The organism is Clostridium sp. BJN0013, from assembly GCF_040939125.1.
Lineage (GTDB): Bacteria > Bacillota > Clostridia > Clostridiales > Clostridiaceae > Clostridium_B.
The window spans coordinates 1,005,994-1,030,454 of sequence record NZ_CP162495.1; the positions used below are offsets into that span (position 1 = coordinate 1,005,994).

Here is a 24,461-nt window from a genome sequence, read left to right on the forward strand (position 1 = left end):
GTGGAGTTTGCTCATAAAGAATTGCTTTTCTCTATCTAAACCTTAAAAGAACTTATCCAGGCGTGTAGTAGCAGTGCTTATTTTTCACTTTGGAGAACATGGGAGTGTTAGCAATTGATATCATTTAAATAAAGTATTTTAGAAAGGAGGATATATGTATAACAGTATTATTTTATGGGTTATAATTGGAATAGCAGCTTTATCGTTGGACATAATAACAAGTAGTTTTTTATTTGTATGGTTTACAGTAGGAGCTATTGGAGCAATTATAGCTGAAATATTAAATTATCCTTTTATAATTCAGCTTATAGTATTTGTGGTAATTAGTGCAGTATTTATAATTATCTGTTACCCAATAGTGAAAAAAAATATTAAAAAATATGTAAAACCTACTCCTCTTAGAGAAGAGACCTATGTGGGAAAGGAAATTGTTGTGGATGAAGAAATGGTAAAAAATAATGGCTTAAAAATTGATGGAGTTTACTGGAATATAAAAAAACAGGGATATACTTTAAAAAAAGGGGACATAGTAAAAGTAATTGCAATAGAAGGGAATAGATTAGTTATAGAAAAAATATGAGCATGTGTATGTTAGGACAATCATCAATTATTTATAGTTGAAGGAGGATAAGTATTATGGGTAAAATTATAATTTTAATTATAGTTATAATTATTTTAGCAGCGGTGGTGTCTTCTATTAAAATTGTAAATACAGGATATGTTACAATTGTAGAGAGACTGGGGCAATTTCACAGAGTACTTCAGCCAGGGTGGCACTTTATAATTCCTTTTATTGATTTTGTAAGGAGAAAGGTTTCAACTAAACAGCAGATACTGGATATTGAACCTCAAAGTGTTATAACCAAAGATAATGTAAAAATATCTATAGATAATGTTATTTTCTATAGAGTATTAAGTCCAAAGGATGCTATATACAATATAGAAGATTATAGGGCAGGTATAGTTTTTTCAACCATTACCAATATGAGAAATATCGTAGGTAACATGACTTTAGATGAGGTGCTTTCAGGAAGAGATCAAATAAATGGAGAACTTTTAAGAGTGGTAGATGATATAACAGATGCCTATGGAATAAAAATATTATCTGTAGAGATCAAAAATATCATGCCTCCTTCTGAAATACAACAGGCTATGGAAAAACAGATGAGGGCTGAAAGAGATAAAAGAGCCGTAATACTTCAGGCAGAAGGACAAAAACAAAGTGATATAGCCAGAGCAGAAGGGGAAAAACAGGCTAAAATACTTCAAGCCGAAGCTGAAAAGGAAGCAAATATTAGAAGGGCAGAAGGACTTAGACAATCTCAAATGCTGGAAGCAGAAGGTAAGGCAATGGCAATAAAATCTGTCGCAGAAGCAGAAGCTGAAGCTATTAATTTAGTGAATAGATCCATAATAGATTCTGGCACAGATGAAAAGGTAATAGCTTTAAAACAAATAGAGGCATTAAAAGAAATGGCTAAAAATCCAGCGAATAAACTTATACTTCCAAATGAAGCAGTATCTTCTCTTGGAAATATGGCAGCAATAGCTGATATGCTGCAAGTAAATAAAGTTAAATAAATTTAAAGTAAGATATAGAGTCTGACAAGGTTAATAGAATAACTTGTCAGGCTTTATTTTTTATCCGAACGCGGTAATTAGTTAGCACCCAAGCTTCTTCAAAGTGGGGGGTAAGCACTGCTATGCGCCTGGATAAGTTCTTCCCCTAAAGGATAACGTATTCTAAGTGCTAAAGGCACTAAGAATACTGTTAATAAGGTTCAGTTGGAGAAAAGCATTTCTTATAAGCAAACTCCACCTGAACCTTAGAATTACTTGATATATTTTAGATGGAATGGGCAAGTAATTGTAATATTATAGAATATACTAATATATAATAAAGTATCAAGTGGTTGTGAAACAGTTGAAACTAAAGAAGAAAATAAAATCTAATATTAAAAATAGATGAAGGGTGTGATATTTATGAAAGCTATAATAATGGCAGGAGGAGAAGGAACCAGGTTAAGGCCCCTAACCTGTAACATACCTAAACCCATGATGCCCATTATGGATAAACCTATAATGGAGTATGCCTTAGAACTACTTAAAAATACGGGAATAGAAGATATTGGAGTCACCCTACAATATTTGCCCGATGAAATAATAAATTATTTTGGGGATGGCAAAGATTTTGGAGTAAATATAAGTTATTTTATAGAGGAAACCCCATTAGGTACTGCAGGAAGTGTTAAAAATGGAGAGGCATTTTTAAATGACACCTTTATTGTTATAAGTGGAGATGCCCTTACAGATATAGATTTATCCAGAGCAATTGCCTATCATAAGAGTAAAGATGCTGTAGCCACTTTGGTACTTAAGCAGGAATCAGTACCATTAGAATTTGGAGTGGTAGTTACAGATGATAAAGGAAAGGTAACTGGTTTTTTGGAAAAGCCGGGATGGGGGGAAGTATTCAGTGACAAGATAAATACAGGAATATATATTTTAGAACCGGATATTTTTAAATATTATGATAAAAATAAGAAATTTGATTTCAGCAGAGACCTTTTTCCTATTTTGCTTAGGGAAAAAGTACCTGTGTTTGGGTATGTATCACAGGGATATTGGTGTGATATAGGAAATATTGATCAGTATATGAAATGTCATTTTGATGTATTGAAGGGGCTTGCAAATATAAATATAAAAGCAGAGAAGTATGGAGAAGATATATGGATGGGAGAAGACTGTGAAATAAGTCCTCAGGCTAAAATTTTAAGGCCTGTATATATAGGGAGGGGCAGTAAAATATATAAGAATGCCCAAATTGGTCCTTATACTATATTAGGAGAAAATAATATTATCTCTCAGGATGCCACCATAAAAAGAAGCATACTTTTTAATAACTGTTATATAGGGGACAAGGCGCAAATAAGAGGCGCCGTACTTTGTAAGAAAGTTCAAGTTGAATCTCAGTGTTCTGTATTTGAAGAAGCTGCCCTTGGAAATGACACTATCATAAAGGATAAGGCCATAATAAAGCCGGGAGTTAAAATATGGCCCAATAAGATAATAGAAAGCGGCACTTTGGTAAGTTCTAATATTATATGGAAAGAAAAAGCATCAAAATCCATTTTTGGCAAAAATGGTATTAGTGGAGAGATAAATGTAGATATAACTCCAGAGTTTGTATCAAAGCTTGGTTCTGCCTATGGCTCTGTTCTAAAGGCAGATTCCAGGGTTGCTATAGCCTGCAGTGATAATGGAGCGGCACAGATGTTCAAATATTCCCTGGCCACAGGGCTTTTATCCATGGGTATGGAAGTTATAGACTTAAAAAAGATGCCAATGGTCTTTATAAGGCAGTCAATTCTTTTTTTTGGAGCTCAGGCAGGAATTTATGTATGTGTAAATAGAAGTACGCCGGAGAAGGTTACTATAATATTTATGGATAAAAATGGTCTTAATATAGACAGAGCTATAGAGAGAAAGATAGAAAGTAGTTTTATAAGAGAAGATTTTAGGAGAGTTAGATCAGATAAGTTTAAACATATGGAACATATATACAATTGTCTGGAGTATTATGAAAGACAGCTTATAAATGGACTTTCTCTCGAAAATATAAAAATTCAGAAATATAGGGCAATTTTAAGTATAGAAGATCCTATGGTACTCGAAGTAATAAGTGAAATTTTAAGAGAGCTTAAAGTAGAGGTAAAACTTTATGATAGATTTGGAGATACCAAAGGGCTGGCCAAAAAAGTTGTAGAAGATAGTGCGAGCTTTGGAATTGAAATAGATGAGGAATGTAAAAAACCAGTTATTATAGATGAAAAGGGAAGTATAATAAAGGACAATCTATATGATGCTTTAAATGCACTGGTTATGCTTAAAACCCATGACATAAAAATTTTAGTAGTTCCAGTTACAGCCTCTTCCACCATGGAAAAGCTGGCAAAAATATGTGGATGTAAATTTATAAGGACTAAGACCGCCCATAAATTTATACTGGAAACTTATTTAAAAAATACTCCTTATTTAAGTGAGAGGGATATAGTAAGTGCATATCTTATGACATTAGATGCAGTAAGTGTATGTGCCATGATTATTAATTTTATGGCAAATTGCAACAGAACTCTTTCCCAGATAACTTCTACTATTCCTCAATACTATACTTTGAAAAAAGAGATAAAGTGTCCTTGGAATATGAAAGGGAGACTAATGAGAAATTTAATAGAAGAAAATACTTCAAAATCTATAGATTTAATTGAAGGGGTAAAACTTAATTTTGAAGACGGATGGGTTTTAGTGATGCCGGATGCAGATGAACCTTTATGTAAGATATATACAGAGTGCAGTGATTATAAAAAGCTTAATAAACTTACAGATGATATTTTAAATAAAATTACTACTATAACTAAAGAATACTAAAATATCTTCTACTTGTTATTTATTTTTATATACTTTAAAATTATATATAACAGATAAAAAACAGTAAATAATATATAAAAGTAGGATCAATTTTTAGTAGCATAGGTGTGATTATATTATGAGTATAAGGTTTATATATGGAAGGGCAGGTAGTGGCAAAAGTTATTATTGTCTTGAAGATATTAAAAAAAGAATACAAAAAGGTAGTGACAGAAATCTAATACTTCTAGTTCCAGAACAATTTTCCTTTCAGGCAGAGAAAAATTTAATAAAGTCAATAGGAGAAAAGGGAACTTTAAAGGCGCAGGTGCTTAGTTTTAGAAGGATGGCTGAAAAAGTATTTGATGAAGTAGGAGGAGGAATTAAAAAACACATAAATGATGCGGGCAAAAATATACTTTTGTATAAAATAATAGAAGAAAATAAGAATAAATTAAAAGTTTACAAAACTTCTGCAAAAAAACGGGGTTTTGTAAACTTGGTTTCAGATATAATAGGAGAATTGAAGAAGTACAATATATCTCCTGAAATCTTAAAGGAAAATTTAGATAGGATAGAAAATAAAAGTTTAAAAAATAAGTTAGAAGATATAGGAATGTTATTTTTGGAATTTCAAAATAGGCTTAGTAAAAATTATATAGATTTAGAAGATACATTGCACAGCCTATGTGAAAAATTAGATAAGTCTACTATTTTTAAAAATGCAGAGGTTTGGATAGATGAATTTTCCACTTTTACCCCCCAGGAATACAGTGTAATAGAAAAAATTATGTGCAGTGCGTATCGAGTAAATATAACCTTATGTATGGATGCATTGGGGGAATATTCAGAAAGGGAAAGCATGGACTTGTTTTTACCTATTAAAATTACAGAGCAAAAGATTTTACAAATAGCAAAAGAAAATAATATAACCTATCACAAACCAGTAAATTTAAGGTGTAGTCCCTGCTATAGATTTAAAAATAGTACCGCACTTCAACACCTTCAACATTCTTTGTTCTCATATCCTTATAAGAGTTATGAAGAATCTACAGAAGACATAAAGATATTCAAAGCTTTAAATAAATATACTGAAATAGATTATATTGCAAGAGACATAGTAAAAGCTTGCAGGGACAAAAATCTTAGATTTAAGGATATTGCGGTGGTTACAGGAGATTTAGATGAATATGAAAATTTAATAAAAGCAGTATTTAATCAATATGACATACCTTATTTTATAGATAGAAAAAGAGAAATTATTCATAACCAAATTGTAGTTTTAATAATTTCTGCCGTTGAGATATTGGCTAAAAACTGGTCTTATGAGTCTGTGTTTAGATATTTAAAAACAGGACTTTTGGATTTAGAATTTGATGATATAGATATGCTGGAGAATTATGTGCTGGCTAATGGAATAAGGGGAAAACAATGGCTGGATACAAAACCTTGGAGTTTTAAGATAAATTATGGTAATTTTAAAGAGGGTGACTGTGAAGAGGAGGAAGAATATTTAAATAGAATAAATTTCATAAGGAATAAGGTTAGAGAACCAATTTTAAAACTTTCTTCTGATATAAAAGGAAGGAAAAAAGGAAGGCATATATGTGAGGGATTATATAATTTTTTATGTGAGTTAAAAATACCAGAAAAGGTAGAAGAACTTATAATAGAATTCAGAAATAGTGATAAATTAGATAAGGCAAATGAGTATAGTCAAATCTGGGATATAGTGGTAGATGTATTGGATCAAATTGTAGACGTAATAGGAGACCAATCTTTTGGTATGGAAATATTTAACGAACTATTGGTAATAGGTTTTTCGCAATATGAAATAGGGGTAATACCTCCTGCGTTAGATCAAGTTTTGGTAAGTAATATAACCAGAATAAAGAGTTATAATATAAGTGCACTCTACATAGCTGGCGTCAATGATGGAATCTTTCCTGTAACTATATTGCCAGAGGGAATTTTTACAGATCAGGATAGGGATGAACTTAAGGAAAATGGATTGGAAATAGCACCTAATACAAGAAGCAGGGCTTTCGAAGAACAATTTTTAATATATTCTACATTAACCATAGTAGATAAATATTTAACATTGACTTATTCTATGAGCGATGAAGAAGGGAAAGCTAAAAGACCTTCTGTCGTTATATCCATGATAAAAAAATTATTTCCTAAATTACAGGAAAAAAGCAATTTGTTGGATGCATCAGGCTGTGAAGAGGGAATAGAAGCTGTAAACAGTCCTAAAGCCACCTTTAATATGTTAATTTCAAATATAAGGAAAAATTTAGGCCATAAAGAAAATATAAATTTACTTTGGATAGGTGTCTATAGGTGGTACAGAGAACATGAAATCTGGAATAAAAGACTAGAGACAGTGTTAGGTGCATTTTATTACAATAATGAAATTAAAATTTCAGATTTAGCTAAGATTAGAAGGCTTTATGGAAAACATCTAAATATGAGCGTTTCAAGGTTAGAAAAATTTGCACAATGTCCTTTTGGGTATTTTGTACAATATGGACTTAAAGTTAAAGACAGGGAAATGTATAGTTTAAGTGCTCCAGATCTAGGAAGCTTTATGCATGGCATACTTGAAAGATTTTCTATTAAGCTAAAAGAAAAAAATTTAACCTGGGAGAGTGTAGATGAAAGATATTGCGAAGAAAATGTAAAGGCTTTAATAGATAATGCTTTAGACAATAGTCCTAATTTCATACTAAACAGTTCTAAAAAATATAAACATATTACAGATAAATTAAAGAAAACACTTACAAGGTCGGTATGGCTTATAGCACAACATATGAAAAAAGGGAATTTTATACCTAGGGCCTATGAACTTGTCTTTGGTGAAATAGGTGATTTTCCTTCTATTTCAATAGAGTTAGATTCAGGAGAAAAAGTTAGTCTTACAGGAAAAGTAGACAGAGTAGATACAGCAAGGGAAGATATAACAACTTATATTAGAATAGTAGATTATAAATCAGGTACCAAGGAATTTAGACTTTCTGACGTATATTATGGTTTTCAATTACAGCTTTTAATATATTTGGATGCTATACTTACAGAGTTTGATAAAATGACTAAAGGGAAATCTATTCCTGCTGGATTACTATATTTTAAGTTACAAGACCCCATACTAAAGACTAAAGGAAATATATCTGACCATGAAATAGAAGATAGAATAACTAAAAGTTTAAAAATGGATGGATTGCTTTTAAATGATGTAAATGTAATAAAAAAGATGGATACTAGTATGGAAAAGAGTTCAGATATTATATCTGTTTCCATAAAGAAGGATGGAAATCTTTCTAAGTCCAAATCGTCATTGGCCACAAGAAAGCAGTTTGAAATTCTAAGGAAGTATGTAAAAAAAACTATAGCAGATTTATGTAAAAAAATATTGGCTGGAAATATAGAAGTTACCCCTTATAAAAATAAAACTAAAAATGGCTGTAGTTATTGTGAATATTCGGCTATATGTCAATTTGATACTTCTATAAAAGGAAATAAATATAGAATAATTGAAGATAAAAGTGATGAAGAAATATGGAGGAGTATAGAAAATAAAATTGAAGAATAGGACGTTAATAATTTTTGATTTGAATATACATTATAATTAGCATTGGAGGATAAAGAATGAGATTATTGTTGACTAACGATGATGGAATAATGGCGGAAGGAATACACGTACTGGCTAAACATTTTGAAAAAGATAATGAAGTTATAATTGCAGCACCGGATATACAACGAAGTGGCAGCGGTCATTGCATAACTACTGTACCAGGTGAATTAACTGTACAGGAAGTAAAACTTAAAGGAATAAATTCAAAAGCTTATAGCATTAATGGTACTCCAGCAGATTGTGCCAGATTAGGAGTGCGAAAATTGGGAAATGATCAAATAGATATGGTTATATCTGGAATAAATAATGGCTTTAATTTAGGTATAGACTCATTATATTCTGGAACTGTATCTGCAGCTATAGAAGCTGCTATATGTGAGGTGCCTTCCATAGCTGTATCCCTTGATACTAAGGGAGGAAATTATGATTACAATATAGCAGCGGAATATGCTCTGGAAGTTTTCTCTATATATAAAGATAAATATAAAGGTAAAGATGAAAATATAGTTTTAAGTTTAAATGTACCATGTTTACCTAGGGAGGAAATAAAGGGGTTAAAGGTATGCAGAGTTGGATTCAAATATCATCTTCAGGAAATATATGATAAGGGAGAAAAGATAGAAGAGCTAAGTTACAATTATACGGACATATATTATGTGAAAAGAGGATATGCGGCACTTAGTCCCTTGCACTATGATTTAACTAATTATAAAATATTAGAGGATGTTAATAATCTTTTTGCTGAAAAATAATATGTATGTATTTAAACTATATATTGTATTTTTCTTGATCTAGAATTATAGATATATCAGTTCTAATTATACAAAACAAGAGGAGGAAAATTTTTAATGAAACTATTTATAGATACTGCTAATGTTGATGAAATAAGAAAAGCTAATGAGATGGGTATAATATGTGGAGTTACAACTAACCCTTCCTTAATTGCTAAGGAAGGCAGAAATTTTAAAGAAGTGGTAAAAGAAATAACTGATATAGTAGACGGTCCTATTAGTGCAGAAGTAATAAGTTTAGAATCTGAAGGTATGATAAAGGAAGCTAGAGAACTTGTAAAAATACATAAGAATATTGTAATAAAAATTCCAATGACACAAGAGGGGCTAAAAGCAGTGAAAGTTCTTTCACAGGAAGGGATAAAGACCAATGTAACTTTAATTTTTTCTGGAGCACAGGCACTTTTAGCTGCAAAAGCGGGAGCTACATATGTAAGTCCGTTCCTTGGAAGACTAGATGATATAGGTATGGATGGAATTAAATTAATAGAGGAAATAGTAACCATATTTAAAGTACAAAATATAGTTACTGAAATTATAGCTGCTAGTATAAGAGGACCTATACATGTGGTTAAATCTGCTGCAGTAGGATCTCATATTGCTACAGTTCCATATAAAGTTTTAATGCAGATGTGTAAACATCCTTTAACTGATCTTGGAATAGAAAGATTTCTTAAAGATTGGGAAACTGTTTCTGACAAATAATATGTATTATACAATTACTAAATTTGTCATTAATTATATAATAATTTTCAGAATACATAGTTGACATAATAAATTGGTTGTTATATAATGACTATGAAATAAAAGTTAATTGAGTATAAATTGTAGATAACTGATTATATTCTGAAATATACGCAAGCTTTTTTTTGAACTACATTATTTAAACGGAAGTTCAATATTTAGATGGGTACATGTATCCTCTGTTAGTTGTTAATACGAGGAAGATGAAGACATCTGTGAGGACATCCACCTGTAGTTATATAGGTGTCAAAATAAAGCTTATCGGTATTTTGGATGAGTGTAATCGTTAAGGTTATGATTTTTAAAGAGAGATTTTAATCTCTCTTTTTACGTAATTATATAGTGAAAGCGGTGATATTAATAGAGATTGATGTTAGTTAATTGATTCTGCTATAGATATTATAGACTCTTTAGATATGTTACCATATAAGGTGTATTCAATATTATCTTTAGTCCATGCTATTTGTACTATAGGAGAATCTGAAGCAGCAGAGCCATTATTTATATATATGTAGCCTTGAATTTCATCATTAATAGATACTTTTTCCCCAGGAATACTAGAAGAAAGTTTTTTACTTTGAGTTAATTTGAAATATTTATTTTCAGGACTGCTGTAATCTATAGTTATAATTTTTTCTGTTTCTATATCTTCGGGAATATGTATATCTGTCAGTTTAAAATTTTCTGGTATATAAGAAGGCATAGAAATTGTTCCTCCAAAATAATTTTGAGCATTAGCAAGACTTACCATATCTGGAGAAATAGTAGTATTTTTATTTAACTCTTCTGTTGGATTTGTAATGGGTTCATCTTCAGGTTCTGGATTTTCATTTTTAGCTATGTATTCAGTATTATCATTTAATTTGGGTTGCGGATCTTTAGTAGTATTGTTATTATTTATATTTGAATCTGAAGTAGAGTTAGAGTTTGAATCTACATCTTTTTTGGTGTTTTGAGAAATTTCACTGTTAATTGAGGAATTCTCTGTAGAAGGTATAGATTTTTTTGATTTATCTTCTGTAGTTTTTAATTCCGTATCTGTGGATTTTCCTATAATTTTATCTAAGGCTTTAATAGACACTCTTGCAATAGGATTATTATATATATATTTCTTAGCTATATCGTTATGGAAATTAGCATAATAATATTGATAATCTATTAAAGTAAATACAATTATTGCAGTAAATATACCTATAGCATATATAGGTTTTAATTTTAATCTTTTTTTACGTTTACATTTTTTTAGAGTACTATCTTTTAACTTTTCAGTTACATGAATGTCTTTTAAAACTAAATTAGTTATTTCCCTTAAATTTCTCATGTTATCCTTCATATTCAATACTACCACCTATATTATATTTTAATATTCCTCTTGCTCTATAAAGTCTGCTTCTTACAGTACCTTCAGGTATCTTTAAAATTTTACTTATTTCGGAGGTGGACAACTCCTGATAATAATACAAAAGTATAACTTCCTTGTATTTTTTTGGCAAATCCATAACCTTTTTTAAAACATCTTCGTATTCAATATTTTTAATTACCGTATCTTCTATGTCATTTAAATTCTCTGTAGAATTAAATATTCCATATTCAGTATCATCAAATCGTAGAACTTTTTTTATCCAACAACTTCTAAGTATATCTCTACAGGTGTTTATAGTTATAGTAAGTATCCAAGTTTTTTCACTGCTTTTGCCGTTGAATTTATGAAAGTTCTTATAAACTTTTACAAATACATCTTGAAAGACATCTTCTGCTAGGTGTATATCCTTAAGGTAAATATAAGCAGTTCGCAGTATGTCATTTCCATAACAATTCATTAGCCTTTCCAGCTCTTTGTCCAAATTATCCTCCTTTCTCTATATTAGACGGAATATACATATTTTATGCTCCTGCTTTATGGACATATTTTCATAGTGTTAATTAAAAAATATGAGTTATTCCGTAATTCTATATATAGGTTATAATTTTTATCTTGTGTAAAAATTATTATTTTTTTAGTTATATAACTGTTTTTGATATGCATTTTTGAGTAATCCTTATTAAAACACTCATTATAATTAATTTTAAATTAGGAATTTTAAACTGTAAAGTATTTAAATTTTCTTGAAATTAATATTTTTAAAATATAATTAGAATTGGGTGTTAGTTAATTTCAGTCTTTAGATAAAATTTTATTAACAAATTATATGTTTTTGTATATAATAAAATTAAATAAATTTATATTTTAATTTTAAAAATAAAAATATTTTATAATATTTTGCTTGATTATATTAAATTTATGTAGTATTATGAAACTGTAAATTTAATACATAGTAAATTAATAATAATTGCGATGATGAGAAGAGTAGATTACACAAAACTGCAAGAGAGAATTCCCCTTGGGTGTAAGGGAGTTTTGGTGGGAGGTAATTGAAGTGCATCTTGGAGCACTGAGTTGAATCTTAGTAGATTTCAGCGTGTACGTACGTTAAAACGTTGAGGTATGATTGTACCAATAAAGAGTTTTCACATGTAAACTTGTATTTATATAGTTTTTATTAAGTTTATATGGGATAAACAGAGTGGAACCGCGGAAGTAACCTTCTGCCTCTGTACAGAGGCAGAAGGTTTTTATTGTCTATATGAAAACCACCTGCTATGCAGGTGTGTTCAGAATAGCTTAAGCGGTGAACAAAAAACCTCACTTTGATAAAATAGAAGAGGTCTCGTCAACCAAATCTATAATCAAAGGAGGTTTGCCCTAAATGGACAGTAATAGTTTATCACATACTAAATGGAGATGTAAATATCATGTAGTATTTTCACCCAAATATAGAAGAAAAGAAATATATGGAGAAAAAAGAAAAGAGATAGGAAAAATATTAAGGAAACTTTGTGAATGGAAAGGTGTAGAAATAATAGAGGCGAATGCATGTGAAGATCATATACATATGCTTTTATCGATACCACCAAAGACAAGTGTTTCAAGTTTTATGGGATTCTTGAAGGGAAAAAGTAGTCTAATGATATTTGAGAGATTTTCAAATTTAAAATATAAATATGGAAATAGGCACTTTTGGTGCAGAGGATTCTATGTAGACACAGTTGGAAAAAATAAAAAAGCAATAGAAGAATATATAAGAAATCAACAGAAAGAAGATATGATCGCCGACCAAGTAAGTATGAAGGAATACATGGACCCTTTTAAGGGTAGCAAGTAACATAAATTGCGGCTGGCGAGATCTTTAAGATGCCTTGAGGCATAATGCTGGTAATGTGCCCTTATAGGGCTTAGGAAAAACCACCAGCTAAGCTGGTGGATATTTATTTTTCAAAATTCCGGAATTTGAAAAACATTTTTTATTTAGAATTAAAAATTAATTGTGTATTTTAGGAGGATAAATAATTATGAATTCAGTAGCTTATTTTGATTCTATTGCAGATAAATGGAATGTAATTAGGGAAGATTATTTTGAGGATAGATTAAAGTATATTGTGCTTTCTAAGTTTAATATAAAGGATAAAATATGTGCAGATCTGGGCTGTGGAACAGGATTTATTTCTTTAGCTCTATCTTCAGAAGCAAAATTGGTGTTTTCTATAGATAATTCTAGAAATATGTTAAAAGAATTGCATAATACATCTTCAAATAGAGGAATAAAAAATATATATCCTATAAAAGGTTCTGCAGTGGATATTCCTTTATTTGATGAATCTATAGATGCTGTTTATATGAATATGGCACTTCATCATGTTGTGGATGCTGAAAAAGTAGTAAAAGAAGCCTATAGAATTCTAAAAAATAAAGGGACATTTATCATATCAGATGTAGAAGAACATGATGGAGAGTGGGCAAGAATTGAAATGCATGATGAATGGCTGGGATTTTCCCATGAACAAATAAAACATTGGATGGATGAAGCAGGATTTAAAAAAATAGGGATTGAGACTACAGATCTAAAAGGTAAGGCTTATTCAAGTAAAGGTGAATATACTGAAACAGGAATATTTATGGCGAGTGGGGTCAAGGAAGGAGAATAATTAATGAAAATTGAGTCATTGTTGATACATGGAGGAATAGATGGAGATAAAATTACAGGAGCAGTTAGTGTACCCATATATCAAACTTCTACTTACAAACAAGAAGCACTTGGTAAAAATAGCGGCTATGAATACTCACGGACAGGAAATCCCACAAGAGAAGCTGTAGAAAAGTTAATTGCGGATTTAGAAGGAGGATACAGAGGTTTTGCCTTTGCATCAGGACTTGCTGCTATATCAGCAGTACTTATGCTTTTTAAAAGTGGAGATAAGGTAATACTTTCTAGTAATGTATATGGAGGAACTTTTAGAGTTGTAGATAAGATATTTAAAAATTTTAATTTAGAGTATGAATTAGTAGATACCAGTAATCTGGAAAAAGTTAAAGAGAGTCTTAATCGAAATCAAAATGTTAAAGCAATATTTATTGAAACTCCCACTAATCCACTTATGACTATAACGGATATAGCGGGGATAAGTGAAATTGCCAGAAAAAATAAAGTGATGACTATTGTAGATAATACCTTTATGACTCCATATCTGCAAAAACCTATAGAATTGGGAGCTGATATAGTACTTCATAGTGCCACTAAATATTTAGGAGGACACAGTGATTTAATTGCTGGTCTTCTGGTAGTAAATAATGAAGAATTAGGAGAGAAAATTCACTTTATTCAAAATTCTACAGGAGGGATATTAAGTCCATTTGACAGCTGGCTTCTCATAAGGGGAATAAAAACACTGTCTGTTAGAATGGACAGACATGATGAAAATACTAAATATATAGCTGATTTTTTAAAAGGCAATAGTTTGATAGAAAAAATATACTATCCAGGGTTTTCTACTGATGATTATGAAATTCAAAAATCTCAGGCAAAAGGGCAGGGTGCAATTATATCCTTTGTGTTAAGGAGTAAATTGGATATAAATAAGTTTTTTAAAGGCTTGAAGCTTATAACTTTGGGAGAAAGTCTGGGAGGAGTGGAGTCTTTGATATGCCATCCAGCCACTATGACCCATGCAGCAGTACCTTATGATATAAGACAGGAAATCGGAATAGAAGATGGGCTAATTAGGCTATCTGTGGGACTTGAAAATAAAGAAGACCTGGTAGAAGATTTGAAAAATGCATTGGAATCTGCAAAATAATATAATGGAGGGGTACCAATATGGTTTATTATAATGACATAAAAGAAATGATAGGAAATACTCCCATACTAAAATTAAATAACCTTAATGTAAAGAAAAATGTTGGTATATTTGCCAAGTTGGAGAATTTTAATCCAGGAGGAAGTGTAAAAGACAGAATTGGAGTATATATGATAGATGGTGCGGAGAAAAAAGGCTTTTTAAATAAGGGGTATACCATAGTGGAAGCTACAGCAGGAAATACAGGATTGGGAATTGCACTTGGAGCATTAAATAGAGGATATAAGGTTATATTTGTAGTCCCTGAAAAATTTTCTCAAGAAAAACAGATATTGATGAAAGCATTAGGGGCAGAAATAATAAACACTCCAAAAGAAAAAGGTATGTTAGGTGCCATAGAAAAATCCCAGGAACTTCTTAATAATATACCGAATTCAATTTCATTAAAGCAATTTGAAAATAAGGATAACCCTAAGGCACATTACCTTACTACAGGTCCTGAAATATATATGGATATGGAGGGAAATATAGATTATCTTGTAGCTGGTGCGGGCAGCGGTGGAACTTTTACAGGTATTGTAAAGTATTTGAAAGAAAAAAATAAAAATATAAAATCAATTTTAGTTGATCCAGAAGGTTCTACTATGGGAGGAGGAGCTGAAGGATGCTATGGCATTGAAGGTATAGGTAATAACTTTATTCCTGATACTATGGATATGAGTTTAGTAGATAAAATCATAAAAGTGAATGATGAAGAAGCCTTTTATATGGTAAGGAAACTGGCTGAAAAAGAAGGATTAATAGTTGGCTCTTCCTCAGGTGCAGCTATGGCAGGAGTCCTAAAATTAGTACAATCTATAGATAAAGGAAATATAGTTGTAATATTTCCAGATAGAGGTGATAGATATTTTAGTAAAAATATTTATCATTAAGCTAGAACAGAAATAGAATTAATGAATATAATGATTAATGATAATAAATAAAAAAGGAGCGCCTATATTTGAATATATACGTAGTTCGTCCTGGCGATTCTATATGGTCTATAGCTAGAAGGTTTGGCGTTACACCAGATAGTATTATAGATGCTAATAGTATTCAGCCTCAGTTAAGTTTAGTAGTGGGAGAATCACTTGTAGTTCCAACCAAAGAAAGAGCATACAGAGTAAGACCGGGAGATTCACTATGGTCTATATCTGAAAGATTTGGTGTCTCTGTAAATAGTATAGCCCAATTAAATAATATTTCCGATCCTTCATCTATTTATCCTGGAATGATACTTAGAATACCAGATAAATCAAAAAATTATGGTGTTATTGAAACTAATGCTTTTATACAACCTTCTAATGCTGATAGGGAAACCGTGATTGTAAATAATGTAGCTCCATATTTGACTTATATAACTCCTTTTAGTTATCATGTTACAGCAAAAGGAGGATTAACTCCGCTTAGAGATGAAACTATTATTAGTGTGGCAAGAAATAACAGAGTAGCACCATTGCTTTCTGTGACAAATTTATCGGGAGCAAATTTTGACACAGAGTTAATAAGTAATATATTAAATAATGAAAACCTTCAAAATACTTTAATAGATAATATAATAAACATCATGGATGAAAAATCCTATTATGGAGTTATAGTGGATTTTGAAAGGATTCCACCTTCTGATAGAGAAGAATATAATAATTTTCTTAGAAAATTAGTATCAAGAGCCCACCCATTAGGATATGTGGTAGGAACAGCATTAGCACCTAAAACATATGATGTAACAGTTGGTGCTTGGCATGGAGCTCATGATTATAGAGTTCATGGTGAGATAGTTGATTTTGTTATAATAATGACTTATGAGTGGGGGTGGTCAGGAGGTGCTGACCGGATTAATTAACATCACTTTCGTAAAAAGATCTGCAGCTCCTTTGTACTACTATCCCATATAATTTTATCAAATATAATTTTAGCAAGTCGCTTCTTTTGTTCCATAGATTCAGTGTGTAAAAACTGTTTAATGCTATTGTGAAGTAAATTTACATTTGCTTTGTCGGTAGTATTAAACAGTTTTTCCCTTTCAAGTTTCAATAATTCCTCTTTAAGCATATTGTTTTCCTGGGTGAGTTCTTCTATCCTCCCGGTAAGTGATTTAGCCGCATCCTTACTTAACAATATCATTTTGTCTATTAAACTATCTATTGCCTTTTTGTTTGAATCCAGCTTTTTATTAATGTTTTTTATATCGTTGCCTATATTGGAGACATTGGATTTCTGTTTATTTTTATTATGATATTCAACTAATTTTTCTTTGTCACGCATGCTTTCCAAAAAATCATTAATTTTATTTTCAGCCATGTCAACTCTGAGGGAAAGATTATCACAGCCATTTTGTCTATATCTTTTTCCACTGCATGTAAAATAATATCTTCTGGTTCCGTCACTTCTCTGTCTGCCAGGAGAAACTCCCATACCAGAGCCACATTTGCACTTCATAATTCCACCGGTAAGAAAGGTAAAACTGCTTTCATGGGGATGAGGGGCAACGGTTTTTTCTTCAAGCTGATTTTGGACGGCAATCCATAAATTTAAATCTACAACAGCTTCATGTTTGGATACACCAACTAACATATTTTTATCTTTCCATGCCTTAACACCTTTATATCTTGGCCTTCGATTATAAGGCAAAAATCCACGTCCATTCGGTTCTCCATAGACAGTATAACCTCTGTTTTTTAAATAAGCTATGGACTGTTCTGTGGCCTTTAAATAGGTTGGGTTGGTAAGAATACCATAGATGGTTTTGGGATTATATTTCAGCCCCTTAAGCTTAAAATATTTGTGTATTTCAAAAGCAGTATAACCACTGGCGTATTTTTTAAATATTTCTTTTATATTATCTGCTTCTTTTTCCTTCTTTAAATAAGATACTTCTTTTCCACCTTCCTTAATTCTCTCTATAGAATATCCTGTTGGAGCAGTTCCACCACTCCAACGACCCATCTTTGCAAGTTCTCTCATATTGTCCTTTACTCTTTGGGCAATATTCATTCTTTCCATTTCAGCAAATGAAGCCAGAAGCATCATCATCATTTTTCCTATAGGAGTAGAAGGGTCAAAACCTTCTGTAACAGATACAAGTTTCACATTTAATTTGTCCAGTTCGTCAAATACATTTACAAAGTCCACTATATTTCTGGCTATACGATCTATTTTGTAAACTGCCACCACATCAAATTGTTTAAGTTTAACCAGATGCATCATTCTTTTAAAATCAGGTCTGTTTATATTACCTCCGGAAAAACCTTCATCCTCAAATATTTCAAATTTACATTCTTCATTTTCTCTTTCAAAATATCTTTTGCAAATTGCTATTTGATTTTTTATACTTTCTCCAGTATCTGTTTCTACTGATTTACGGCTGTATATGGCAATATTCATTTATATTAAATTCCCCTTTTTACAATATATAAGATTAAATTTAAATTAAATTAGTTTAAATTTAATCAAATCGTGGTATAATATATTTAAAAGAAGCCGTTGCGGTTTTTAAGTTTTAAGATGTTTTTGGTTTAACTAAAATGCACTTTGTCAGAAAGGTGCATTTTTACTTTTTTGAGTTTTTATCTTCAGCAGTCATAGAAATTTCACTTTCAGTCAAATTTCCAACCGAAGACTTACCTTTAATTTCAAGTCTATCTTTTAAATATGTTCCTACAATCACCATAGCTGTCAAGCCAAGTGATGTAACACATATAAATCCTAATGCAATGATAGTTTCACTCAAATTCGCCACCTCCTCTGCTGTCAATTACCGCAACGACCTCTTTTGCAAGAGATAAATTCCGGGAGGTGGCTAACTAAAAACATTTTTATTCTCTTGGTAAATATTATAGCATATCTATAGTTTAATAATGTATTCTTTATATAAATTAGATGAGATATTATGAATTATTAAAGTGGACCAGTGCTATCTGATGGGTATAGGTATTTATCTAGAAGTGAAATATCCATATCATTGAGTGAGGCAGAAGTTTATATTCCTTGTAGTATTTGTTATCCACTACAATACAACATATTGTATAATTAGTTCAGGCTTTTTTATCCAATGAATTGTCAGATTAATTGAAACACCTTGTTAAGAGGCTTCTGATTGTATATTTTTACTCTCCAATAATTTATTCCATTTAGCTTTAGAAATATGGTACTCTTCTGCCTGGGCCAATTTTGTAAATTCAACAGCTTTATTGTGATTAGCCTTAACAACCTGTTCAATTTCTTCTAAAGTTACCTTGAAAAATTCTTTTTTATTGTTTACCATGTTAACTTTTCTATTGTTAAAAGCTTTATGTTTTATTAACATTAGTCAGCTCTACATTTATATTTTTTAATTTTTCTTCTGCAGTATTAATTTCAATATTGATTTTTTTCAAGTCTTCTTTTTTAGTGTCAAGAGATTTATTTTTTAATTCTTCTATTTGTGTCAATAAAGACATATGTTCTGTGCGAATTACCTTGTTTTCCTTTGCTTTTAGCCATAATAAAATAATTCCTAGTATAGCAGGAATAATAAAGATGGAGAAAGCAAAAATCAGTGAAATGAGCCAAGTCTGTAGGTACCATTTTCTTTTATACATATAATGTCTCCCCAAAAATAAACTATTTATTCTTTTTCTTTCTTTTTTGAATAACAAATTCTATAAAATTTTTTATATCTTCAACATCATCATCTGTTATATCCTCACCGTCAAAATGTGCTGCCAATGTTTTTATCTCATTCTCTTTTACTAGTTCTGATATTTTTTCATATGATGTGTTTTCTTTAGGATTAAGAGTAGTTCTATCATCTGAATTACCAAGTAGGTAATCTACTGATACGTTGAAAAAGTTAGCTATTTCTAATAACGTTTCTGTATCTGGTTTTCTTTGATTTAACTCATATTTTGAAATGGCTGTATTTTGCATGTTGAGTTTTTGTGCCAATTCTTTTTGAGTTAGACCCTTTTCTTTACGTAATAATTTTAATCTAGCACCAAACTCACCGTTTATTATATATTCCTCATGTGTATTTATATCTTTAGTTATTTTATTATCAATATATCCAGACACTTCCATAAATTCCTCATACGAAACATTACCATATGAAGCATTAGATAATCTTTTCAAAATGTCAGGAGTAGGAGGATTATCTAATCTTTGATTAATATATTTTGATAAATAAGTTCTATTTACACCACTATCTTCTGCGTATTGTGATATTCTTCTGTCTCTCATTGCTTTTTCTATTAGAAATTTAAATTTTTTCTTGTCAAACATATAATCACTCCTCTATATTAATATTAATTATAAGCGTGAAAAAATTCAACAAGTGAAAGCGTAAAATTTTTTCACGATATTTTGTGAAAATTATTGACGGTAGGTGCAAATGTTGCTATACTAAAACTGTGAAAAAAATTAACAACAAGGAGGTAGAAAAGTGAAGCCTAATATTAATAATATTCAAAAGCTTATTGATGAAAAATTTAATGGCAATCAGTTAGGTTTTGCTAGAACCATTGGTGTAGACAGAACCCAAGTGTCTATGTTACTAAATCATGGGGATAGAGTTGGAGCTAAATTTTACGGTGGATTAATTGCTCTATGCGAACAGGAAGGATTAAATTATAGAAATTATATAAATTTGCTTAAAACGTGAAAAAAATTAACATAAGTAAACAAAAGGAGGTCGTGTGATAGATGCAAAGCTCCATCTACTTAACACCTTTAAGAAAAGCTATGTCGGTCATGTTCTTGCCAGCAACCTTCCACCATAGTTAAATCTTTTGATATGGTATCAACATCTTTCTTTATTGATTGTATGTCACCGGAAATACTGGATAAATCATGTTTCATGTTTTCTTGCTCAGCTTTTACAACATCAACTTTATGCTCAAGAGCTTTAAGTATTTGAGTGTTTTCAGATGTTTGAGATTGAAGTCCATCAAATTTGGATTCAAGCCCATTAAGCTGAGATTGCATTGATTCAAGGACTTTTAATATTTTTTCTTCATTGTTTATGGAATCATTCCTTTCGATTTATTTCAGAGATTGTATAAATTTGGACAATAGCTCCAATTGTTCTGGAGTTAAATCCTTAGCACTGTTTAAAAGTTCTTTGAGTCCAGAGGTAAGTGTTACATGATCTGAACTTATCATCATTGAAAAATTCAGAAAGAGTTATATTAAATATTTCACATAATTTAAATAAATTATCCATAGAACATTTCTTGATATTATTCTCTAAACCTGAAATAAAGCTTTGGTGGACATTCATTTTATATCCAAGTTCTTTGGTAGTTAATTTATTTAATTTATGTAATTCACGAATTCGAGTGCCAATATCAAACATAATTAAAAACTCCCTTTATAACCTTCAGGTAATTATATAATATATTTTATTTTTTCATAATTCAAGCCATACAAAAAATATTACCTATAGGTATAAAAAAGTACTTAATTTTATTGCTCATAAGCAATAAAATTATATTAAATTAATGACTAGGAGGTATTAAAAATAATCAGAGAGATAATTGATGAACTTACTTCAATAAGAATAAAAAACAAAATAACAATGGATGAACTTTCTTTAAAATCAAGAGTAAGTCAAAAACATGTTAGTAATATAAAGAATCACAAAGCTACTCCAACAGTTGAAACTTTAAATAAGATTGCTAATGCTTTAGGAGCAGATATTCAACTAACAATTAATAAACATAGTTTCCAAATGGCAAAGGAGGTCGTGTGATGGATACAAAACTAGAGCAACAAGTTAAAGAATTAGGGCAAAGTGGAGCTGCACTTGAGGAGCAAGTTCAAGAACAGCCTAATGAAAAAATAAAAGAAGTTAATACTAGAATACAATGTTTTCTGATAAATTATTCCAGATATATTGATTCAACTATGCTGGAAGTTAAAAAAGGAAAAGAGATTGATGAAAAAGCTATTTATGCATTAAATGATGCAGTTAGAACTATTGCTTATATTAAAAGAATCTTAGAATAAAGGCTACTTCACAATATCTTTTCCCATTCATAAACTATCTGTATTGTAACAAAAGAAGCAGTGTAATAAGCTCATGTACAATTTAAATATATCAAAATTTGATGTAGATATAAATATGTAAAATTCTACATCTACAAGAATATCTAGCCTGAATTTTACAGCAAAGGGGGTGACAGAGTGATAGGAGTTGTATAAAGGAAGCCAGAGAAGAAAGGGGAATGACACAACAAGAGTTGGGTCAGGTAAGTTTTTTATCAGATAAGATGATAAGTGCTGTGGAAACTGGGAGAAGGAGTCTTACGAAGGAAACTTCTAAAATTATTTGCAAAAAGTTAAATAATCCTAGAGTTTATTTTGAAATGGCCAGTGAAATAACAGGTGATGTATTTAGTCTTAATTGGCTGGATGGAGGAACTGCCGACTTACATAGGGCAGTAGTAAGGGAAAAGGTTATAGAAGAACTTGGTGAAGCAGTACAAGCTATAACGATTGTCAAAACCTATAAAAATCCTAAAACATGTAGTGGCAAAGATATAGAAGATATAACTAAAAGCATACAGGAGGCCATAGATGTATATAATGCAAGTGCCATTTATATATCGGTGATGTGTACAGAATTTAACTTGGACATTAAAGAAATATTTAGATTACAAAAAGAAAAATTAATTAACAGAGGTTATCTGATAAGAAAATGAAATGTGTGAATTGCTCTTAACAATAGTAACCATATAAATTTATTTGAATAATATGATAGTAGCATTCTTAAAGGAGGATCTTATGAGAAAGAAAAGAGAAAATGATGATGACATAAAAGTGGTTGTCATGAATCCTGAATATATGCCTCTAGCTCGGGAAAGAATGTTTGATTTTTTCTATGAAAAGTTTCAAAGGGAACAGCAAGAAAAAGATGAAGATAAACTTAAAGATGCAAAATAGTTAACAGGGCTTTTTAGCCTTTTATAAAAAATTGTTTTGTAGAAAAATATAGACATACCCCAGAATATGTTATGAAACATATCTTTGGAATGTGACAATTTTAAAAAAATAATTATTTTAAATATCAATGGGAGGAGGAAAAAGGATGTTGGAAATAATAATTCCAAAGGACAACATAAAGCTGGATAGGCAAATTGAGGCATTAGAATGGCAAATAGAGCATGATACCAGTGAAAAAGACAGATGTATCCATAGAGCAGCTCATGACAAGTTAGCTAAAGAGAGAGAAAAAGGGATAATAAATAAAAATAGATGAAATTAGCATGTTTATGCATCAAGCAGTAAAAAGATAGGTAATTGCGAAACTCACTGATAAAAATGAATAAAAGATGATGAGAAGTTTTAAAAATGCAGTTAGAAGATTAAAGGCAAATTTTCACGATTTGGAATAGTTAAATTGAAAAAAAGGGTGCAAGAAATAGAACCATGCTTAATTGAAAATTTAAGTATAGCTAATATCTATGCAACCAATGGTTTTAGGATCCATTTCATTTTAGGATAGACGAATTTCATTGTTGGAATTCCTGAACGTAAGTGTGTTTTGCTTCCTTGTCGTTTCATGGGTAGAGAATGGTCATGAGGGCAGCATGGGATACCATCTTCATTCAAAGGACAATCGGATTCTTCTGGTGCAAGCTTAGTTTTTAGTGGAATATATGCTTTTTCAAACTTTAGTTCTTGAAAAAGATATTGATAAATTTCAATACTATCAAAAGCAGCGTCACCTAAAAAAGTTCTAGGATTTATCAAAGGATGTTTTTCAAAAAAATCCTTAAGGACAGGTATAAGTGCTTTAGAATCAGCAAGGGACTTATCTTCATCAGGAGAATTGGATTTTTTCTCAACAACGATATCTGGGTGAGTCTTAAGAAAATCTTGGTTGTAAAATGAAATATCTCTTACAATACCAAGGCCGTTGGTTACAATGCCAAATTTAAAAGCGTAACAAAAATGACTGTTAATGTACATCTGCTGAATGGCCGGGTTAGCTGCAGCATGAGAAGGCATAGCCCTGTAAGCAGCTTTATAAGGGTCATAAGAATCATCCAGACCATGTGTCTTCTTAAAAGCTTTAAGTTGTTTTATGATGCGGTTAGCATATTTAGGGTTGTTTTCAGTGACGAAAGTTTCAATACCAGAAGTATCAAAAATAGTCATAGAAGCAAGTTTTGCATCAATTTGTTGGCATATTGGTTCAGTAATATCAACAAGATTATGGAACATCAATTGTAAGTCTAGAATAAAATCCTGTTTAAAACGTGTGAATTTAGAAGCATCAGGAACTTTTAAGAAACCGCAGAAATCCCTTAACTCTTGAGAATATTTAAGAAAAATAATCAAAAGGGAATCTGTAGGAATAGAAAAAATACGCTGTAAAATCAAAGCACTAATCATAGCATAAAGCTGATATTTTCGTGGTCTTCCAGTAGAAGCATAAAAATGATTTATAAAAGAAGCTGGAATTAAATCATCCAGATTAATAGTATCTTCAAGTAGAGAAAGAAACTGGGGCTTGTTGTTTTCAAATTTTTCTTTACAATCAGAAAAAACTTCTGCCAAAGAAAGCTGTTTATGTGGTATCATATGTATATAACTCCTTTCTGAGGTATATGGTGATTTTGTTTGTTGATTAATTCAATTTTACCATAAATCAGTGAGGAGTTATTCTATTTTATAACAAAAAATATACCGCA

At 30.7% G+C, this 24,461-nt stretch carries 26 protein-coding genes, 1 other RNA gene, 1 pseudogene and 1 other annotated feature; of the genes and pseudogenes, 18 read left to right on the forward strand and 10 right to left on the reverse strand.

Features of this window, described 5'->3' with window-relative positions; translation table 11 throughout:
- Window positions 1-154 precede the first annotated feature (154 nt).
- From AB3K27_RS05355 to ssrS, 7 genes are all read left to right on the forward strand, one after another.
- Window positions 155-580: an NfeD family protein gene (locus AB3K27_RS05355; RefSeq protein ID WP_368490208.1), complete on the forward strand. Its 426-nt coding sequence runs from the start codon at window positions 155-157 to the stop codon at window positions 578-580.
- Between the two features lie 56 nt (window positions 581-636).
- The gene (locus tag AB3K27_RS05360; RefSeq protein ID WP_368490209.1) at window positions 637-1,581 is read left to right on the forward strand and encodes an SPFH domain-containing protein; all 945 of its coding nucleotides are present in this window, start codon (window positions 637-639) and stop codon (window positions 1,579-1,581) included.
- Between the two features lie 402 nt (window positions 1,582-1,983).
- Window positions 1,984-4,428 carry a sugar phosphate nucleotidyltransferase gene (locus AB3K27_RS05365; RefSeq protein ID WP_368490210.1) on the forward strand — a complete coding sequence of 815 codons (2,445 nt, stop codon included), beginning with the start codon at window positions 1,984-1,986 and terminating at the stop codon, window positions 4,426-4,428.
- Between the two features lie 118 nt (window positions 4,429-4,546).
- Window positions 4,547-7,999, forward strand: a complete 3,453-nt coding sequence (addB, locus tag AB3K27_RS05370) for a helicase-exonuclease AddAB subunit AddB (RefSeq protein ID WP_368490211.1) — start codon at window positions 4,547-4,549, stop codon at window positions 7,997-7,999.
- A 56-nt stretch (window positions 8,000-8,055) separates the two neighbouring features.
- Entirely contained in the window at window positions 8,056-8,793 is a 738-nt protein-coding gene (surE, locus tag AB3K27_RS05375) for a 5'/3'-nucleotidase SurE (protein ID WP_368490212.1), read from the forward strand.
- Window positions 8,794-8,889: 96 nt separating this feature from the next.
- On the forward strand, window positions 8,890-9,537 hold the full coding sequence (fsa, locus tag AB3K27_RS05380) for a fructose-6-phosphate aldolase (protein WP_368490213.1): 648 nt from the start codon (window positions 8,890-8,892) through the stop codon (window positions 9,535-9,537).
- 135 nt (window positions 9,538-9,672) lie between these two features.
- A non-coding RNA gene (ssrS, locus tag AB3K27_RS05385) (6S RNA) lies at window positions 9,673-9,856 on the forward strand.
- A 93-nt stretch (window positions 9,857-9,949) separates the two neighbouring features.
- On the opposite strand, the gene AB3K27_RS05390 is transcribed toward ssrS, so the two are convergent.
- Both AB3K27_RS05390 and AB3K27_RS05395 read right to left on the reverse strand, forming a co-directional pair.
- Window positions 9,950-10,909 carry a DUF4367 domain-containing protein gene (locus tag AB3K27_RS05390; protein WP_368490214.1) on the reverse strand — a complete coding sequence of 320 codons (960 nt, stop codon included), beginning with the start codon at window positions 10,907-10,909 and terminating at the stop codon, window positions 9,950-9,952.
- Window positions 10,899-11,420: a sigma-70 family RNA polymerase sigma factor gene (locus AB3K27_RS05395; protein ID WP_368490215.1), complete on the reverse strand. Its 522-nt coding sequence runs from the start codon at window positions 11,418-11,420 to the stop codon at window positions 10,899-10,901. Before AB3K27_RS05395 ends, AB3K27_RS05390 begins: the two co-directional genes overlap by 11 nt.
- A gap of 482 nt (window positions 11,421-11,902) precedes the next feature.
- Window positions 11,903-12,173 (forward strand) — a binding site (T-box leader).
- A gap of 150 nt (window positions 12,174-12,323) precedes the next feature.
- On the opposite strand from AB3K27_RS05395, the gene tnpA reads away from it, so the two are divergent.
- The 5 genes from tnpA (at window position 12,324) to AB3K27_RS05420 (ending at window position 16,630) form a co-directional block, all read left to right on the forward strand.
- A complete protein-coding gene (tnpA, locus tag AB3K27_RS05400) occupies window positions 12,324-12,779 on the forward strand; it encodes an IS200/IS605 family transposase (protein WP_368487531.1) in 456 nt (151 codons plus the stop codon).
- 187 nt (window positions 12,780-12,966) lie between these two features.
- A complete protein-coding gene (locus AB3K27_RS05405; protein WP_368490216.1) occupies window positions 12,967-13,599 on the forward strand; it encodes a class I SAM-dependent methyltransferase in 633 nt (210 codons plus the stop codon).
- Window positions 13,600-13,602: 3 nt separating this feature from the next.
- Complete coding sequence (locus AB3K27_RS05410) at window positions 13,603-14,748, forward strand: PLP-dependent aspartate aminotransferase family protein (RefSeq protein ID WP_368490217.1); 1,146 nt, start codon at window positions 13,603-13,605, stop codon at window positions 14,746-14,748.
- 20 nt (window positions 14,749-14,768) lie between these two features.
- On the forward strand, window positions 14,769-15,680 hold the full coding sequence (locus tag AB3K27_RS05415; protein WP_368490218.1) for a PLP-dependent cysteine synthase family protein: 912 nt from the start codon (window positions 14,769-14,771) through the stop codon (window positions 15,678-15,680).
- A 68-nt stretch (window positions 15,681-15,748) separates the two neighbouring features.
- Window positions 15,749-16,630, forward strand: coding sequence for a LysM peptidoglycan-binding domain-containing protein (locus AB3K27_RS05420; protein ID WP_368490219.1), 882 nt, complete (start codon window positions 15,749-15,751; stop codon window positions 16,628-16,630).
- Between the two features lie 2 nt (window positions 16,631-16,632).
- On the opposite strand, the gene AB3K27_RS05425 is transcribed toward AB3K27_RS05420, so the two are convergent.
- From AB3K27_RS05425 to AB3K27_RS05445, 5 genes are all read right to left on the reverse strand, one after another.
- Window positions 16,633-18,171 (reverse strand): recombinase family protein, encoded by a 1,539-nt coding sequence (locus AB3K27_RS05425; RefSeq protein ID WP_368490220.1) that lies wholly within the window; start codon window positions 18,169-18,171, stop codon window positions 16,633-16,635.
- Between the two features lie 166 nt (window positions 18,172-18,337).
- Window positions 18,338-18,517 carry a hypothetical protein gene (locus tag AB3K27_RS05430; protein ID WP_368490222.1) on the reverse strand — a complete coding sequence of 60 codons (180 nt, stop codon included), beginning with the start codon at window positions 18,515-18,517 and terminating at the stop codon, window positions 18,338-18,340.
- Window positions 18,518-18,868: 351 nt separating this feature from the next.
- Entirely contained in the window at window positions 18,869-19,093 is a 225-nt protein-coding gene (locus tag AB3K27_RS05435; protein ID WP_368490224.1) for a hypothetical protein, read from the reverse strand.
- The gene (locus tag AB3K27_RS05440; RefSeq protein WP_368490225.1) at window positions 19,077-19,367 is read right to left on the reverse strand and encodes a hypothetical protein; all 291 of its coding nucleotides are present in this window, start codon (window positions 19,365-19,367) and stop codon (window positions 19,077-19,079) included. Before AB3K27_RS05440 ends, AB3K27_RS05435 begins: the two co-directional genes overlap by 17 nt.
- A 22-nt stretch (window positions 19,368-19,389) precedes the next feature.
- Entirely contained in the window at window positions 19,390-20,046 is a 657-nt protein-coding gene (locus AB3K27_RS05445) for a helix-turn-helix domain-containing protein (RefSeq protein ID WP_368490226.1), read from the reverse strand.
- Window positions 20,047-20,206: 160 nt separating this feature from the next.
- Between AB3K27_RS05445 and AB3K27_RS05450 the strand changes: the two genes are divergently transcribed.
- Window positions 20,207-20,425, forward strand: coding sequence for a hypothetical protein (locus AB3K27_RS05450; protein WP_368490227.1), 219 nt, complete (start codon window positions 20,207-20,209; stop codon window positions 20,423-20,425).
- A 68-nt stretch (window positions 20,426-20,493) separates the two neighbouring features.
- Here AB3K27_RS05450 and AB3K27_RS05455 read toward each other — a convergent pair whose 3' ends face one another.
- Together AB3K27_RS05455 and AB3K27_RS05460 are read right to left on the reverse strand one after the other, a co-directional pair.
- A complete protein-coding gene (locus tag AB3K27_RS05455) occupies window positions 20,494-20,748 on the reverse strand; it encodes a hypothetical protein (RefSeq protein WP_368490228.1) in 255 nt (84 codons plus the stop codon).
- Window positions 20,749-20,863: 115 nt separating this feature from the next.
- Window positions 20,864-21,118: a helix-turn-helix domain-containing protein gene (locus AB3K27_RS05460; protein ID WP_368490229.1), complete on the reverse strand. Its 255-nt coding sequence runs from the start codon at window positions 21,116-21,118 to the stop codon at window positions 20,864-20,866.
- Between the two features lie 198 nt (window positions 21,119-21,316).
- Here AB3K27_RS05460 and AB3K27_RS05465 point away from each other — a divergent pair, with 198 nt between their 5' ends.
- The 5 genes from AB3K27_RS05465 to AB3K27_RS05485 all read left to right on the forward strand — a co-directional run bounded on the left by AB3K27_RS05465 (window position 21,317) and on the right by AB3K27_RS05485 (window position 23,023).
- The gene (locus AB3K27_RS05465; protein ID WP_368491180.1) at window positions 21,317-21,514 is read left to right on the forward strand and encodes a helix-turn-helix domain-containing protein; all 198 of its coding nucleotides are present in this window, start codon (window positions 21,317-21,319) and stop codon (window positions 21,512-21,514) included.
- On the forward strand, window positions 21,514-21,771 hold the full coding sequence (locus tag AB3K27_RS05470; RefSeq protein WP_368490230.1) for a hypothetical protein: 258 nt from the start codon (window positions 21,514-21,516) through the stop codon (window positions 21,769-21,771). Before AB3K27_RS05465 ends, AB3K27_RS05470 begins: the two co-directional genes overlap by 1 nt.
- A 191-nt stretch (window positions 21,772-21,962) precedes the next feature.
- Window positions 21,963-22,466 carry a helix-turn-helix transcriptional regulator gene (locus AB3K27_RS05475; RefSeq protein WP_368491181.1) on the forward strand — a complete coding sequence of 168 codons (504 nt, stop codon included), beginning with the start codon at window positions 21,963-21,965 and terminating at the stop codon, window positions 22,464-22,466.
- A gap of 82 nt (window positions 22,467-22,548) precedes the next feature.
- Window positions 22,549-22,707 carry a hypothetical protein gene (locus AB3K27_RS05480; protein ID WP_368490231.1) on the forward strand — a complete coding sequence of 53 codons (159 nt, stop codon included), beginning with the start codon at window positions 22,549-22,551 and terminating at the stop codon, window positions 22,705-22,707.
- A gap of 145 nt (window positions 22,708-22,852) precedes the next feature.
- Window positions 22,853-23,023: a hypothetical protein gene (locus tag AB3K27_RS05485; RefSeq protein WP_368490232.1), complete on the forward strand. Its 171-nt coding sequence runs from the start codon at window positions 22,853-22,855 to the stop codon at window positions 23,021-23,023.
- Window positions 23,024-23,247: 224 nt separating this feature from the next.
- Here the strand turns inward: AB3K27_RS05485 and AB3K27_RS05490 are convergent.
- A pseudogene (locus AB3K27_RS05490) lies at window positions 23,248-24,351 on the reverse strand (transposase); the annotation flags it as partial.
- Window positions 24,352-24,461: the final 110 nt, after the last annotated feature.